The organism is Alkaliphilus pronyensis (assembly GCF_009017275.1).
GTDB classification, from domain to species: Bacteria; Bacillota; Clostridia; order Peptostreptococcales; family Natronincolaceae; genus Alkaliphilus_C; species Alkaliphilus_C pronyensis.
This window is the reverse complement of sequence record NZ_WBZC01000031.1, coordinates 1-15,114: the sequence shown is the minus strand read 5'-3', so window position 1 is coordinate 15,114 and position 15,114 is coordinate 1. Positions and strand designations below refer to the sequence as shown.

Sequence of the window (15,114 nt, the reverse complement as noted above, 5' to 3'; positions counted from 1 at the left end):
CACTCCTATCTAAAAAGGTTTTCTTCAAATGCTTCAACAACTTTTTTCTTAAACCTTCTACTAATTGGAACCTTTTCTTTTATATCTCGAAAGTAAATAAAGTAGTCCTTTACTTCTAGTATTTTAGCTTTACTAACAATAAACCCCTGTTGACATTGTATAAAAGAGTCAGAGTCCAGCTCCTCTAATAATACCTTCATGGTTCCATAGAACTTAAAGTCGCCTTTTTTTGCACATATTCTTATCCTTCTTAATTGCTTTTCAAAGAAGTATATATCATTATATTGCAGCTGCACTACCTCTTCCTTATTCTTAAAAGTAAATACTTTATTTCTAGTGTTTAAGGCATTTTTTTCTTCAATTCTTAGGGTGATTTTACCCATTAGCTGCTTCATTTTTTCTATTGTTATGGGCTTTAAAATATATTGAAGGGAATATACCTCAAAGGCTTCTAAAGCATAGTTTCTATAGCCGGTAATAAACACAATTATGGAATCAGGAAATTTTTCTCTAATAGCACGTCCTGTCTCTATTCCGTTTAGTCTCTTCATTTCTATATCAAGAAAGAATACATCTATCCATTTTTCATCTAGTTTATATAATAGTTCTTCTCCACTGTATGCCTCTAGAAACTCCACATTAAATGGTGGCTTTACTTCTTCAATATAGCTTTTTAATAAATTCACCTGTTTAGGCTGATCATCACAAATTGCGATAGTAATCTTCACTATCAAATCCTCCTTGCTTAATCCATATTATCTATTCGCTAATAAATTATTTTTTCCTCTATTTTCGACAAATAAAACACAAAAATACCTGCTTAGTGAAACAGGTATTTTTGCGTTTTATTATATATCCACTGCTACATTTAAAATCTATTCTAAAAGGGCAAAGTGCCATCTTCTAAATCTGTAGGCTACAGATTTTTGTGTATATAGTGTGCCTTTGTCAATATCTACTAGATATTTATGCTTAAAATCCTTTATTTCTGGAACAAGGTCTGCATTAATATAGTAAAGCCTGCGATTCATGTTTAAGTTGCCCTCTTTAAAAAACTTATATAGCTTCTTTTCTTTATCCCATTCAATAGGACCCCCAATAGGATAAGTATTACTCTGGCTGTAATACTCATTAACAATTTCTTCGGCTAACGAATATTCCTCTTTATACTTAGCATAGTTATAATCTTCAATTTTGAAGAAAATTGGTAGCATAAAAACACCAATAACTGCAAGTACTAATGCAAAAAATGTTTTTCCCCTTGTTTGCTTAGTGTAGCTAACAGAAAAAATATTTTCTATAAAGTCTGATATTTTCTCCATTTTAATCCCCCCTAGTTACCTGCTAAATACTTCTACTCTTGTTTATTATAAACTATTTTAGACCTTTATGTAACGGTTTACAATTTACAAAAACGTAACAATATTCATAATATTTAATATAAAGGCAGTAATAAAGCTATATCTGCAAAATACTTTTCATGCTAATACATACATATATTACCACAAAAGTTGAATTATGTGAAGTACTATTTAACCCAATATTGGCTACAATCCCTTTCACGATCTAAAAATCCATATTGAATTAAATATCTTCTTATCAATACATAATCCTCATAGATGTTTTTTAGTATGTCATTAACTTCTTTTTCTGAATATTTGACTCCTGTCTTAAACTTTTTTGCGATATGACTTAGAATTACAATTTTTCTTTTTTCCTTCCTTGCTGGAAAATTTTCTAATGGCCCATCAAGTCCTTCTCTAAAATAAGCCTTTAATATTTTTTGCTTTTCTTCCTCTGTTGTAGCATAACGCTCATCAATCATGGTTGCCCCCCTATGTATAGTAATAAATTTTTCCTTTGGAGAATGGTTTCTCTCCAACAGCTGCATTATAGCTAAAAATATTTTTGCCTGTTTTTCCTTCTCTCTAAGGGTAAAGCGATGATTTCTTACTGTAGATGTACTTCCACCCCCAGTAGCTTTAACAATATCTGAATCACTATAGCCTTCATAAAAGTATTTTAGTAGATTTTTTTGGTGATCTGTTAAACCAGTAAGCTTCTTGTTTAGATTAATTAAATACTCAAACATTGAGCTATGCTCTTTACTAACGTGATAACTGGCATATTTCTCAGCTTCAAAATATTTATTGTTATCAGGTGTATAAATTATGCCCTTTTCAAAGGCTTCACCGCATATAAGGCAAATATACAGCTTCTCTTTTTCATCATATACATATCCTTTGGTTATTTCTTCAACCGATGCCCGCCAAAACATTTCACTTAATTTTTGCATAAACAAATTCTCCTAATGTTTAGTTATTATATAGACATATTATTATATAGTTTGTGTTTTGTCAACTTTAATTATGTGATTAGTATAAACTTAAAAAAATTAAGTTGCTTAGGTATAATTAGTATATTCTTTCATTTATGTTTTTTTTTTGAATTTGGTAGTAAAACCCTGTTAAATATTGTATAATGTCATTAGTTGTTTAATTTAATAAGTTAGAAAGGGAGTCAGAATTTATGAAGAGAAATCACAGTTTAATGCTTATTAGTGTGGTTATAGTAATTGCCTTTACATTAATAGGATGCCAAAGTCCGCTAGAATCTAAATCTAAATATGAATTCTTCCATGAAGCTAAAGATTTTAGCGGGGGGTTAGCAGCAATAAAAATCGATGAAAAATGGGGATATATTGACAGTAAAGGTGAAGTAATCATTAAACCTATTTATGATGAAGCCCACGACTTTAGTGATGGTCTAGCTATGATATCTATGGATTCTAAATTAGGGTGTATAGACAATCAGGGCAATACCATTGTAAAGCCTATATACGATATGGTATTGCCATCTCTTATTTATACATTCTCATTAAACCCAATATATTTTGATATAGATACAGATTCATCATATGAAGAAGAGTATTTTATTGTTAAGAAGGGGAACGGAACTGGGCTTATTCATGTAAGAGAAGGAGTTGTTCTTGAACCTATATATCAAGAAATAGTACTTTTGTCACCTGATATATTTGCAGTGGGTCTTGATGGTAATTTTAAAGTAATTAACTTTAAGGAGAATATTGAAACTGAATTTAAGTATAAGGATATTGGACCCTTTAAGGATAATAGGGCTGCCTTTACTACAGGATCAAAATGGGGTTACTTAAATCCAATGGGTGAAGAGGTAATTCCAGCTATTTATGATGGAGTTCGCTACTTTATAGAGGGAGAAGCCTTCGTAAAAAACAAAGATTTCAGCGGTCTAATAAATAGAGATGGAACCATTGTTTTTGAGATGGATTTTGATGACTTCGACGGCTTTTATGATGACAAGGGATTTTTTAGTTCAAATGGTAAATGGGGAATGATTGACAGGACAGGTACTATAATACTTGAACCCCAGTTCCATACAGTTGTACCTCCTACTGATGGCATTTCTGCTGTTCAAATATTTAATGAAGGAGCAGGCTATATTAATATGGAGGGAGAGCTAATTACTGATTTACAATTTGATTTAACCTTACCCTTTGAATATGGTTATGGTCGTGTTATAAAAGATAATAGGTATGGTTTGGTTAACGAAAAAGGCGATATTCTATTAGAGCCTATTTATGATTCTATAAAGAAAGTTGATTCAAATACTTCCTATTGCATTGTCGAAGAAAATGGTAAAAAGGGTATAGTTGATATTAATTCTAATACAACTATAATTGAACCTGACTATGATAGTATACGGGTATATACAGATACCAATGTTATTAAGTTGATAAAAGAAAATATGATTGGCTTTACCGACCTTAAGGGTAATATAATTATAGACTTTTTACCTAGAGATAATATACATGGTAGCTTTTCTGAAGAATTGATTGGTATAAAGGAAGGTGAGTTTTGGGGCTTTGCAAACAATCAGGGTGAGTTAGTGATTGATGCTAAATACGAAGATGTAGGTAAATTTTCAGAAGGATATGCAAGGGTAAAGGAAAAGGACGGATGGTATTACATTAATAATAATCAAGAGAGCTTAAATTACTGATATTATTAGGGGGGGTATCTTCCCCCTGATAATATCTGCAGATAAAAGCTTTAATCTATTGATGCTTATACATGTTGTAATCATTTTGCCCTTTGGTAAAGAGCAATAATTTGGAAAATTACGGTTCTTCCTTACGTATATTAACCCTTTCCTTAATTTCTTCAAAGTCTCGTTTGGGATAAGTAACAACTGTTCCCCTATTAACTGGCCCTAATCTAAATTCATCCCAATCCTCTCTATCCATTGGCCAATTTGGATAAATCAGAATAATTATATCATCTGCCCTTCTGTCCATACTCAAAAACCCAAACATAGCAATATCATATCTGGGTGCCTGAGATATAGAGCTTTCATATGTTTCATCTTCCCAATAATAGTCCATAATCCCATAGCTTTCTTCTATTGGGTACACTCCTCTTGTTTTATTAAAGGTTATTTTCATAAGACCTTCTTGGGTTATCTCGTAACCCTCTAATATTATTTGCCCTTCAAAGGTATCGTCTGAAAACCAATTCCAATTATAAACACCTTTAATAGAAATCTCTATTGGCTTACTTTTTTCTTTGCTTTCCATAGATATCTTATTTCCAACTACAGCCTTATCGATTTCATATTTTTTGGGATGCAAAACTATAACTAATGCTGCTAATAGCAAAATCCATATAAATCTTTTCAGCCCTTTTTTCATAATCACCCCTCCAACAAATTTTTCTACTTTATGTTTATATTATATAGTTGTATGGTTGTTTCCATAAATTTAGAGATAAACCAAAGGGAAAATTATGATTTGCGTTTGCAATAGAGATAGCTGTTTTCCTATTAAAGAAATCATTACCAAAACTATAGGTTTACTTTCCTACTACCAGGCTTTACTAATTCAAAGTTACCTTCTTTACATATAGGACATTCTTCTGCTGTATAAGATTTTACCTCTGTTGTCAATGCAGCCCTTTGCTTTGTTCCAAAATCAATTTTACCGTTGCTTCTATCCACCAGCAAAGCAACTCCCACTAATCCCCCCCCATGTTCTTTAACTATATCAATGGTTTCTCTTACTGAGCCACCGGTGGTTATTACATCCTCTGCCACCAACACTCTAGCTCCCTTTGGAATAGTGAAGCCTCTTCTTAAGGTCATAGTGCCATTTTCTCTTTCTGCAAATATGTTGATGGCCTTTAGCTTTCTTGCTAACTCATAGGCTAATATAATCCCTCCCATTGCTGGACCTATTACTATGTCTATGTTATCATTTATAAACTCCTCTGCCAGCCCTGCTGTAATTTCCTCTGTATACCAGGGGTACTGAAGTAGTCTAGCACACTGCATATATTGATTACTGTGTCTTCCAGATGTTAAGAGGAAGTGTCCCTCCAATAGCATATTTGTTTCTTTAAAAATTTCTAAAACCCTCTCTTTATTTAACACTTTACTACCTCCTTATTTGTTTAAGCTACCTATAATAGATGTAATGTCTTTTTCCTTATGCTTTATAATATAGTCTTCAATTCCATTTAATATATCAATAGTGGCTCTAGGGTTAACAAAATTTGCTGTACCGACAGCAATTGCTGTTGCCCCAGCTAAAAGAAATTCTATAGCATCTTCTCCCGTCATTATACCCCCCATACCAATGATCGGTACCTTTACTGCATTAGCAGCTTGATATACCATTCGAAGGGCCACTGGCTTTATTGCAGGTCCCGACAGGCCACCTACAATATTACCTAAAACTGGCCTTCTTTTATGAATATCAATTGCCATACCTAACAGGGTGTTAATTAATGAAATTGCATCTGCCCCTGCTGCCTCCGCTGCCTTTGCAATAGAGACAATATCTGTAACATTAGGTGTAAGCTTTACTATAAGTGGTTGCTTTGCAATTTTTTTAACTTCCTTCACCATATATTCCACCATTTTTGTGTCGGTTCCAAAGCAAACTCCACCCTCTTTTACATTAGGACAGGATATATTTAGCTCAAGTAAATCTACATCCTCTCCTGCAAGTCTTTCCACCACACTACAATACTCCTCTAGGGTTTTTCCAGCTATATTGACAACTATTTTTGTATCATGCTTTCTTAGGAATGGAATGTCCTTCTTAATAAATTCTTCTATTCCTGGGTTTTGTAGTCCCACGCTATTTAGCATTCCACCGTAGGTTTCTGCCACCCTAACACCGGCATTTCCCTTCCATGGGATACTGGCCACCCCCTTTGTAACTACTCCTCCTAGTTTGTTTAAATCAACATATTCACCGTATTCTAGCCCCGAACCAAAGGTGCCAGATGCTGTCATTACGGGGTTTTTTAGCTCTACTCCAGCTATATTTACTTTAAGACCCGGTCTATTCATTCCAAATCACCTCTTCTCTAAGGAAAACTGGTCCATCCTTACATACCCTTTTGTATTGCCAATCGTTATTATCCTTAGCTTTGCAGGTACATACTAAACAGGCTCCTATACCACAGGCCATTCTTTCTTCTAATGAAAGCTGTGCCTTTATATCATTATCTTCTGCCCAACTTGCAACAGCCTTTAGCATTGGCTTTGGTCCACAGCTATATATCATTTCACCCTTTGGGTGATTGCTTTTTAGTAGGCCTATTACATTCCCTTTTATTCCCCAGCCTCCATCTTCAGTTGCAATGTAGACCTTATCAGTATATTTTTTAAACTCCTCCACCAGTATTGGCTCACATCTAAAGCCTAAATACACTGACATTTCACCTGTTAGTCCTTTAGCCAGCTCTAATAGGGGTGGTACTCCAATTCCACCTCCTATTATTATGTGTCCCTTTATCTCTTTAGAAATTGTAAAGCCATTGCCCAGTGGACCCATTACTTCTATAATATCCCCCACATGCATTTTGCTGATATCGGATGTTCCCTTCCCCACAACTGCATATACAAGCTTAATGAAGCCCTTTTCTTTGTCTATTTCACAAATACTGATGGGTCTTGGTAGTAACAGGTCTTTTCTATTGCTATAAAGATTTATGAACTGCCCCGGGGAGGCTAAAGCTGCTATTTCTCCCACTGATAAAAGCATCTCAAACATTCCATGTGCAATTTGTTGATTTTTCTTTATGATTGCCGTTAGTTTTTTCTTCAATTAATCTCCACCTCCTATTTCTATTGCCTCTAGGGAATCTATTGAAACATTTTTTTCAATGAGCTTAAGCATAGTGTTGGCTGTGTCTAATGAGGTCAACACCTTTACAGATGTTTCTACAGCTGTTCTTCTTATCCTAAAGCCGTCCCTTTTGCTATCCTTGCCCTTTGTAGGTGTATTAATTATTAAATCTACTGTTCCACTTCTTATTAAATCTAATATATTGGGTACTCCCTCTTGTATTTTCTTAACCCTAGTGGTTTGTAAGCCATTAGCCTCTAAAAACTTTGCTGTTCCCTCTGTTGCAAATAATTGATAGCCTAATTTAATAAAATTCTTTGCCAGTGGCAGAAATTCCTGTTTATGATGGTCATTTATTGTAACTATTATATTACCCTTTTCTTTTGGCAGCTTTACTCCAGCGGCTGTAAACCCTTTAAGCATAGCTTCAGAAAAGCTTTTTCCCACACCTAAAACCTCACCAGTTGACTTCATTTCGGGACCTAGGCTTATTTCTGCCATTGGAAGCTTTTCTGTGGAGAAAACCGGTACCTTTACCGCCACCAGCTGGGGCTTTTTATATATTCCTGTACCATACTTAAGGTTTTTTAGCTTTTCCCCCATCATTACTCTTGTTGCTAGGTTAATAACAGGTACCCCACTTACTTTGCTTATATAGGGAACAGTTCGACTGGACCTGGGGTTTACCTCAATAACATATAAATCCTCTTGGTATTCAATAAACTGAATATTTATCATGCCCTTAACCTTAAGACTCTTGGCTATTTTTTTTGTATAGCTCAGTATTTTTTCTTCTATCTTATTGGAGATATTGTTGCTTGGAAAAATAGTTATACTGTCACCAGAATGGACACCAGCCCTTTCTAAATGCTCCATTATTCCAGGTATTAAAACCTCTTCTCCGTCACATATTGCATCTATTTCAATTTCCTTCCCCAACAGGTAGCTATCTATAAGCACAGGGTTTTTCTTGTCTCTTTGTAGGGCCTCCTCAAGATATGGTTTAAGCTCCCCTTCTCCATAGGTTATTTCCATGCCCTGTCCTCCTAACACATAGGAGGGTCTAACTAGCACAGGGTAACCAAGCTTTTTTGCCTCCTCTAGTCCCTCCTCAACCTTCCATATTCCTTTACCTTTAGGCCTTTTTATATTTAGTTCCTCCAGCATTGTATCAAATTTTTCTCTGTCCTCTGCCATATCTATCTGTTGAGGCTGTGTTCCCAAAATTGGTATATTCATTTCCCTTAAAAAACCTGCTAGTTTTATAGCCGTTTGTCCTCCAAATTGAAGGACTACTCCATCTGGCCTTTCTTTCTCAATTATGTTTAGTACATCCTCTTCAGTTAATGGCTCAAAATAAAGCTTGTCGGATATATCAAAATCCGTACTTACTGTTTCAGGATTATTATTAACTATAATTGTTTCTATTCCCATGGCCTTCAAAGCTATAACACAATGGACAGAGCAATAATCAAATTCAATACCTTGCCCTATTCTAATAGGTCCAGAGCCCACCACCAACACCTTTTTTCTTTCCGATACCTCTACTTCATCTATTTCATCATAGGTTGAGTAATAATAGGGGGATATTGCATCAAACTCTCCACCACAGGTATCCACCATTTTATAAACTGCTTCTATCCCAAAGCTCTTTCTTAGCTTGTATATTTTTTCTGGTGAAATATTCATTAGGTCTGCTATTCCTTTGTCAGAAAAGCCCTTTCTCTTTAACCAATGTAGTCTATCATAGGTTAAATCCTCTAGCTTAGTCTCCTTTAGCTTTTCCTCCTCCATAACAATATCCCTAAGCTTTTCTATAAAGAATACATCCATTCCTGTTATTTCGCAGGCTTTATCTACCCTGTAATTTCTTCGTAGCATCTCTGCTATATCAAAAATCCGTTCATCATCTGGTACCTGTACTCTTCTTTTTAGCTCCTCTAAGCTCTTTTCCTTTGAGGCTTTTCTTTCCAGATTGTATTGTCCTATTTCCAATGATCTAATGCCCTTAAGCAATGCGGCTTCAAAGTTGTTTGCAATTGCCATAGTCTCACCTGTTGCCATCATCTTTGTTCCCAGACTTTTCGTTACTCCAGAGAACTTTTCAAATGGCCATTTGGGTATCTTGATAACTACATAGTCTAGGGTTGGCTCAAAGCAGGAGTAGGTTTTTCCAGTAACTGTGTTCAATATCTCGTCTAAGCTGTAGCCTAATGCAATTTTAGCTGCTACCTTTGCAATGGGATAACCCGTCACCTTAGATGCTAATGCAGAGGAGCGACTAACCCTAGGGTTTATTTCAATAACTATATAATCTAAGCTTTTAGGGTCAAGAGCCAGCTGTACATTGCAGCCGCCTTCTATATTAATAGCGTTTATAATATCAATTGCTGCACTTCTTAACATTTGGTATTCTTTATCTGTCAAGGTTTGAGAAGGGGCAATTACTATACTGTCTCCTGTATGGACTCCCACAGGATCAAGGTTTTCCATATTACATACAGTAATGCAATTTCCATCACCATCACGCATTACTTCATATTCAATTTCCTTCCAGCCCTTTATTGATCTTTCAATCAAAACCTGTCCAACACGACTTAACTGAAGTCCTTGTGCCAAAATTTCTCTTAGGGCTTCCTTTTCTTCTGCTATACCTCCTCCTGCTCCTCCTAAGGTATAGGCTGGTCTAACCACTACTGGATACCCAATTTCTTCGGCAAGTTGCAAGCCCTCTTCAAGGTTTGTAACAATCTTACCCTCTATAACCGGCTGATTAATTTTCTTCATAAGCTTCTGAAATAATTCTCTGTCCTCCCCCTGCTTTATTGAAGCAATGGAGGTACCAATAATTCTTACATTGTGTTTTTCTAGGATACCCCTATCATGTAATTCTACAGCTAGGTTTAAGCCTGTTTGTCCACCCATTCCCGCAATAAGACTATCGGGCTTTTCCTTTTCAATGACCTTTTCAATAAATTCTATGGTTAGGGGTTCAATGTATATTTTATTAGCTACTTCTTTGTCAGTCATTATTGTGGCAGGATTGCTATTAACTAATACAACCTCAATTCCTTCTTCTTTAAGGGCTTTACAGGCTTGAGTTCCTGCATAGTCAAACTCTGCTGCTTGTCCAATGATAATAGGACCCGATCCAATAACCAGTACTTTTTTTATGCTGTTATCCCTTGGCATACCTTCTCCTCCTTTACCATTCCTAAAAATCTGTCAAATAAATAATCATTTTCCTTTGGTCCCGGTGAAGCTTCTGGATGAAATTGTACGCTTAGCAAAGGTAATTTCACATGCTGTATACCCTCTATGGAATTGTCATTTAGGTTTATATGACTTATAATTACATCCTCTGGAAGACTATGGCTTTTTACTACATATCCATGATTTTGTGATGTTATATATACTCTGTTATTGTTTATATCCTTAACAGGATGATTACAGCCCCTATGTCCATACTTTAGCTTTTCTGTATCTCCACCTAAGGCAAGGCTTAAAAGCTGATGACCTAAGCATATACCGAATATTGGTTTTTGCTTCATTAGTTCTTTAACAGTATAAATTATCTCTGGTAAATCCTTTGGGTCTCCTGGTCCGTTTGAAAGAAGTATTCCATCTGGATTTATGCTTAAAATCTCCTTTGCCTTTGAGTAGGCTGGGAATACTGTAATATTGCAGTTTCTTCTTCTTAGGGAGGCTATTATATTCTGTTTTACACCAAAGTCTAATACTGCAATCTTCTTTCCATTTCCTTCAATGTTATATATCTCTTTAGCTGTAACCCTTTTTACTGCTTCTTTATTACAGAAGGAGTTAAACCTTTGTTGTACTTCACTTTCCTTCATTTCACTGGTGATTATTATTCCCTTCATGGTACCCTGGGTTCTGATAATCTTTGTTAAGGCTCTAGTGTCAATCCCTTCTATAGCCATAATTCTATGATGCTTTAAATATCCATCTATATCCATCTCGCATCGCCAATGGCTTGGCTTTGTAGCCCTTTCTCTAACAATTAATCCCTTTACCTTCGGGGCAGTAGACTCATTATCCTCTAAATTAATTCCGTAATTTCCTATTAGTGGGTAAGTCATGGTGACAATTTGCCCTGTATAGGAGGGATCCGTCAAAACCTCTTGATAGCCTGTCATAGCAGTGTTGAAAACAACTTCTCCCAATGTTTCGTCTATATGTCCAAAAGCCTTGCCTATAAAGACAGTTCCATTTTCTAGTATTAGTTTTGCCTTCATTTCTCCACCTCTTCCTATAGTTAAAATGTTATACAAATGTCCTTAATACATTTTGTAAGTCCTGCTTCATCTTAATAACTGCCTCTCTTGATGCCAAAGCAAAGTCTTTTTTTGAAAACTTGTTTTCGTACTCTTTACTTTTATGGGCAGCTATAATTCCTCTTGAAGAATTTATAATTGCTCCTAGCCCATCTTTATTAAAGCAACCTGCTAAATCGGCTGCTGTTGCTCCCTGAGCCCCATAGCCTGGTACAAGAAAATAGGTATTGGGCATTATTTTCCTTAATTTCTTTGCCTCCTCAGGATGGGTGGCACCTACTACTGCTCCAATGCTATTGTAGCCAGAGGCTCCGATTAAGCCTTTACCCCATTTCGATACAAGCTGTCCGATTCTTTCATATAGCAGCTCACCACCTATATCTAAGTTTTGTATTTCACCACTATTGGGGTTTGATGTCTTAACCAAAAGGAATAAGCCTTTGTCATACCTACTACAATCTGCTAAAAAGGGCTCAATAGAATCGAAGCCTAAATATGGATTTATGGTTATAGCATCCTCTTTGTAGATTTCAAATTCCATCTCCTCTACTCCAACTCTTCCTATGTGACCATGGGAATATGCCTCTGCTGTGGATGCTATATCTCCTCTTTTAATATCACCTATTACAATTAAGCTCTTTTTCTTGGAATACTCTATCGTTTTTATATATGCTTCTATTCCATGGGCACCATATTGCTCATACATTGCAATTTGAGGCTTTACTGCTGGAACTAAATCATAGGTAGCATCAATTATTTCCATGTTGAATTTTAAGAATGCTTCTGCTGCTGCCTTTGGAGTTTTTCCGTATTCTCCATAGCATTCTTCCTTAATCCACTCTGGAACAAAGCTTAATCTTGGGTCTAGTCCTACTACAATTGGACTTTCCTTTTCTTTAATCTTTTCTATAAGTCTATCTATCATTTTCAGTCTCTCCCTTCAATTTTCCATTTTCCATAACCACTTTACCTGCTACAATTGTATGGGTAACTTTCCCCTGTACTAGACGATTGTTAAAAGGTGTATTTTTACTTTTTGATAGGAATTTGTTTTTATCAATTTGGTACTCAGCCTCGGGATCTATTATTGTTATATCTCCTCTTTTTCCAACCTCTAGGCTGCCACCCTCTATCCCCAATATTCGGGCTGGATTGGTGCTCATTTTCTCTATAAGCTCCATAGGTGTTAAGACATTTTTATTTACTAGCTCTGATATTCCTAGAGCAACAGCTGTTTCTAAACCAACAATTCCAAAGGGAGCCTCCTCAAAGCCAACAGACTTTTCATCTGCGTGATGGGGAGCATGATCTGTTGCTATTACATCAATGGTACCCTCCTTTAATCCTCTAATTATCTCTTCTACATCCCCTCTGCTTCTTAGGGGTGGGTTCATTTTAGTATTGGGATCTTTACTCATTACTGCTTCTTCTGTTAGGGTGAAATGATGGGGGCAGACCTCTGCCGTTACATTCTCTCCCCTAAGCTTTGCTTCTTTTATATACTTTACTGAAGCCTTAGTGCTTACATGGCATAAATGAAGCTTAGCACCTGTTTTTTTAGCAAGTTGTATATCTCTTTTGGTTATGTTATCTTCAGCAGCACTTGGTATCCCCTGTAGCTTTAGCCTTTTTGCTAATTCTCCTCCATTCATTACTCCATTTTGTGCTATTTCATGGTCTTCACAGTGGGAAAATACTCCTATGTTTAATTGGGCGGCTAATGACATAGCCCTCTCCATTAGCCCTGTATCCATTACTGTCTTACCATCCTCACTTATGGCACATATTCCTGCTTCAAGCATATCTTTTATGGGGGCTAACTCTTTTCCCTGTTGCCCTATTGTAATACTACCTATTGGTAAAACCCTTATTAGGTCTGCCACTTTAGTCTTCTTATTGATGAAATCAATTACTTCTGTTGAGTCAATTACAGGCTTTGTATTTGGCATACAGCAAATGGTAGTAAAGCCACCCATTACTGCACTTTTACAGCCGGTCAATACATTTTCCTTATGCTCATAACCAGGCTCCCTTAAATGTACGTGGATGTCGATTAAGCCAGGAACCACCCACTTACCTTCCGCATTTATAACCTCAGCTGCTTCAATATTGATGTTTTCTTTTACTTCAGCAATTCTTCCATCTATCAATAGTACATCTGCTTTTTTGTCTGTTTTCGAAGCTGGGTCAATAATCCTTCCATTCTTAATTAATAGCTTCATGGTAAACCTCCTTCCAAATTTTTCTTAAATAAGCAAACAAAAAGAGCAATGGAAAGAAGATTTTTATCTTCCCTCTATTGCTCTTATCTTTTCCAATATTTCTTTATCAATAGAAAAATTAAACAAGAAACTCTTATTTCCTACGGTTCTTATGTTATCCTTACAATAATGTACTTTTACATAGCAAAAACAATGAGTTGCATTTGACATTCTCATAATCATCTTCCTTTCTGGCCTCTCTGGACCAAATTAAAGGTATACACACATTTAGATAATATTAGCACAGGAAATTATTTATGTCAACAGTAAATGCTTATATTGTGCTTTTAATTTCCTTTAATATTTCTTCATAGGCCTTTATCCATAATTCCTCTGGCATATCCATTATTTTATGGTGAATTGTCTGGGCAATAAATATTGTCTGTAGTTCAGCTGAGTCTTTTTCACCTTGTATTACTGTAACCAGCAAAGCATCACCCTCTACTAGCTTATGCCGCAAACAGCTTGACCATTTCACACTATGCTTTTGCTTTGGTTTTGTACTTTAAATTAGTTTTAAGGTTTGTATTTTTCTTTTAATGTAATGTTTTGTTTTCTGTTTTTAAGTTTTTCTTTTTTGATTATTCATTCAACATTCAACATTTCTTTATTTGGGGTTTTTCATTTTTAACTCTTAACTCTTAATACATAATTCTTAACTCTTAATTCTTAATTGTGATTTGTAATTTTCCATTTTCAATTTTCAATTATTATTTTGTTGTTTGCATTTTTAACTTTTAACTTTTAATTTTCTTTTATGGTTTTGATTCTTTACTTACTTATTCCCTATTCCTTATTACTTGCTTTTATGGTTTTTTCGGTTGTTAATAGAAAAATATAATGCTATAATAACCATAGTAATAAAATCCATAAATTAACAAATTAGTAAAGTCATTCTTTGTTATTTTGTTACATTTTAAAGGAGGAGTTTAATAATGAGAAAAGCAATACTATTTATTTTAATTACTATGGTTTTAGCATCAACCTTAACAATTACCTACGGAAGTATTAATGAAACAGTTAATCGATTTAGTGATGTAAGTAAAGGCGACTGGTTTGCACCAACAGTAGCAAAGCTTGTTGAAATGGGAGGTATAGAGGGTTACTCCAATGGAACCTTTAAGCCCAATAGAACCATGACACAGGCTGAATTTATTAAAACTGTAGTTGCCACATTACATGAAGAAGAGCCTATAGCAGAAGATGAACACTGGGGAATGAACTATATTAGAGAAGCTGAAAAGCTAGGCTATATAGATGGTGGAGAGTATAGGGAAGATGACTTAAACAAACCAATTAACCGTTATCAAATGGCTAAAATTATAGTTAGGGCTGTTGAAGCAAGGGGTGAAGCCTTTAAGGAAAATGCCAGAGACTATTCAGTTTT

The 15,114-nt window shown here is 35.4% G+C and carries 14 protein-coding genes; 2 read left to right on the top strand and 12 right to left on the bottom strand.

Features of this window, described 5'->3' with window-relative positions; all coding sequences use genetic code 11:
• Positions 1-5 precede the first annotated feature (5 nt).
• From F8154_RS09305 to F8154_RS09295, 3 genes are all read right to left on the bottom strand, one after another.
• Entirely contained in the window at positions 6-728 is a 723-nt protein-coding gene (locus F8154_RS09305; RefSeq protein ID WP_192930233.1) for a LytR/AlgR family response regulator transcription factor, read from the bottom strand.
• Positions 729-875: 147 nt separating this feature from the next.
• Positions 876-1,322, bottom strand: coding sequence for a hypothetical protein (locus tag F8154_RS09300; protein ID WP_151861349.1), 447 nt, complete (start codon positions 1,320-1,322; stop codon positions 876-878).
• Between the two features lie 206 nt (positions 1,323-1,528).
• Complete coding sequence (locus F8154_RS09295) at positions 1,529-2,296, bottom strand: DUF2087 domain-containing protein (RefSeq protein WP_151861348.1); 768 nt, start codon at positions 2,294-2,296, stop codon at positions 1,529-1,531.
• 233 nt (positions 2,297-2,529) lie between these two features.
• On the opposite strand from F8154_RS09295, the gene F8154_RS09290 reads away from it, so the two are divergent.
• Complete coding sequence (locus F8154_RS09290; RefSeq protein ID WP_151861347.1) at positions 2,530-4,038, top strand: WG repeat-containing protein; 1,509 nt, start codon at positions 2,530-2,532, stop codon at positions 4,036-4,038.
• Positions 4,039-4,156: 118 nt separating this feature from the next.
• Here the strand turns inward: F8154_RS09290 and F8154_RS09285 are convergent, their stop codons facing one another.
• The 9 genes from F8154_RS09285 to F8154_RS15090 form a co-directional block, all read right to left on the bottom strand.
• Complete coding sequence (locus F8154_RS09285; RefSeq protein ID WP_151861346.1) at positions 4,157-4,726, bottom strand: hypothetical protein; 570 nt, start codon at positions 4,724-4,726, stop codon at positions 4,157-4,159.
• Between the two features lie 152 nt (positions 4,727-4,878).
• Positions 4,879-5,463: an orotate phosphoribosyltransferase gene (pyrE, locus tag F8154_RS09280; RefSeq protein ID WP_151861345.1), complete on the bottom strand. Its 585-nt coding sequence runs from the start codon at positions 5,461-5,463 to the stop codon at positions 4,879-4,881.
• A 12-nt stretch (positions 5,464-5,475) separates the two neighbouring features.
• Complete coding sequence (locus F8154_RS09275; protein ID WP_151861344.1) at positions 5,476-6,390, bottom strand: dihydroorotate dehydrogenase; 915 nt, start codon at positions 6,388-6,390, stop codon at positions 5,476-5,478.
• Positions 6,383-7,150 (bottom strand): dihydroorotate dehydrogenase electron transfer subunit, encoded by a 768-nt coding sequence (locus F8154_RS09270; RefSeq protein WP_151861343.1) that lies wholly within the window; start codon positions 7,148-7,150, stop codon positions 6,383-6,385. Before F8154_RS09270 ends, F8154_RS09275 begins: the two co-directional genes overlap by 8 nt.
• Positions 7,151-10,363 (bottom strand): carbamoyl-phosphate synthase large subunit, encoded by a 3,213-nt coding sequence (carB, locus tag F8154_RS09265; protein WP_151861342.1) that lies wholly within the window; start codon positions 10,361-10,363, stop codon positions 7,151-7,153.
• Positions 10,342-11,427 (bottom strand): carbamoyl phosphate synthase small subunit, encoded by a 1,086-nt coding sequence (locus F8154_RS09260; protein ID WP_151861341.1) that lies wholly within the window; start codon positions 11,425-11,427, stop codon positions 10,342-10,344. Before F8154_RS09260 ends, carB begins: the two co-directional genes overlap by 22 nt.
• Positions 11,428-11,455: 28 nt before the next feature.
• The gene (gene pyrF, locus F8154_RS09255; protein WP_151861340.1) at positions 11,456-12,391 is read right to left on the bottom strand and encodes an orotidine-5'-phosphate decarboxylase; all 936 of its coding nucleotides are present in this window, start codon (positions 12,389-12,391) and stop codon (positions 11,456-11,458) included.
• Positions 12,381-13,688 carry a dihydroorotase gene (locus tag F8154_RS09250; RefSeq protein WP_151861339.1) on the bottom strand — a complete coding sequence of 436 codons (1,308 nt, stop codon included), beginning with the start codon at positions 13,686-13,688 and terminating at the stop codon, positions 12,381-12,383. The genes pyrF and F8154_RS09250 overlap by 11 nt, the downstream gene beginning before the upstream one ends.
• A 313-nt stretch (positions 13,689-14,001) precedes the next feature.
• Complete coding sequence (locus tag F8154_RS15090; RefSeq protein ID WP_192930232.1) at positions 14,002-14,187, bottom strand: hypothetical protein; 186 nt, start codon at positions 14,185-14,187, stop codon at positions 14,002-14,004.
• A gap of 475 nt (positions 14,188-14,662) precedes the next feature.
• Between F8154_RS15090 and F8154_RS09245 the strand changes: the two genes are divergently transcribed.
• Positions 14,663-15,114, top strand: a 452-nt coding sequence (locus tag F8154_RS09245) for an S-layer homology domain-containing protein (RefSeq protein ID WP_192930231.1), incomplete at its 3' end; no start/stop codon positions are given.

Coding starts and splice junctions, on each gene's coding strand:
- F8154_RS09275 (WP_151861344.1), bottom strand. CDS start 6,390: ATGAATAGACCGGGTCTTAAAGTAAATATAGCTGGAGTAGAGCTAAAA.
- F8154_RS09295 (WP_151861348.1), bottom strand. CDS start 2,296: ATGCAAAAATTAAGTGAAATGTTTTGGCGGGCATCGGTTGAAGAAATA.
- F8154_RS09250 (WP_151861339.1), bottom strand. CDS start 13,688: ATGAAGCTATTAATTAAGAATGGAAGGATTATTGACCCAGCTTCGAAA.
- F8154_RS09290 (WP_151861347.1), top strand. CDS start 2,530: ATGAAGAGAAATCACAGTTTAATGCTTATTAGTGTGGTTATAGTAATT.
- F8154_RS09300 (WP_151861349.1), bottom strand. CDS start 1,322: ATGGAGAAAATATCAGACTTTATAGAAAATATTTTTTCTGTTAGCTAC.
- carB (WP_151861342.1), bottom strand. CDS start 10,363: ATGCCAAGGGATAACAGCATAAAAAAAGTACTGGTTATTGGATCGGGT.
- F8154_RS09285 (WP_151861346.1), bottom strand. CDS start 4,726: ATGAAAAAAGGGCTGAAAAGATTTATATGGATTTTGCTATTAGCAGCA.
- pyrF (WP_151861340.1), bottom strand. CDS start 12,391: ATGATAGATAGACTTATAGAAAAGATTAAAGAAAAGGAAAGTCCAATT.
- F8154_RS09260 (WP_151861341.1), bottom strand. CDS start 11,427: ATGAAGGCAAAACTAATACTAGAAAATGGAACTGTCTTTATAGGCAAG.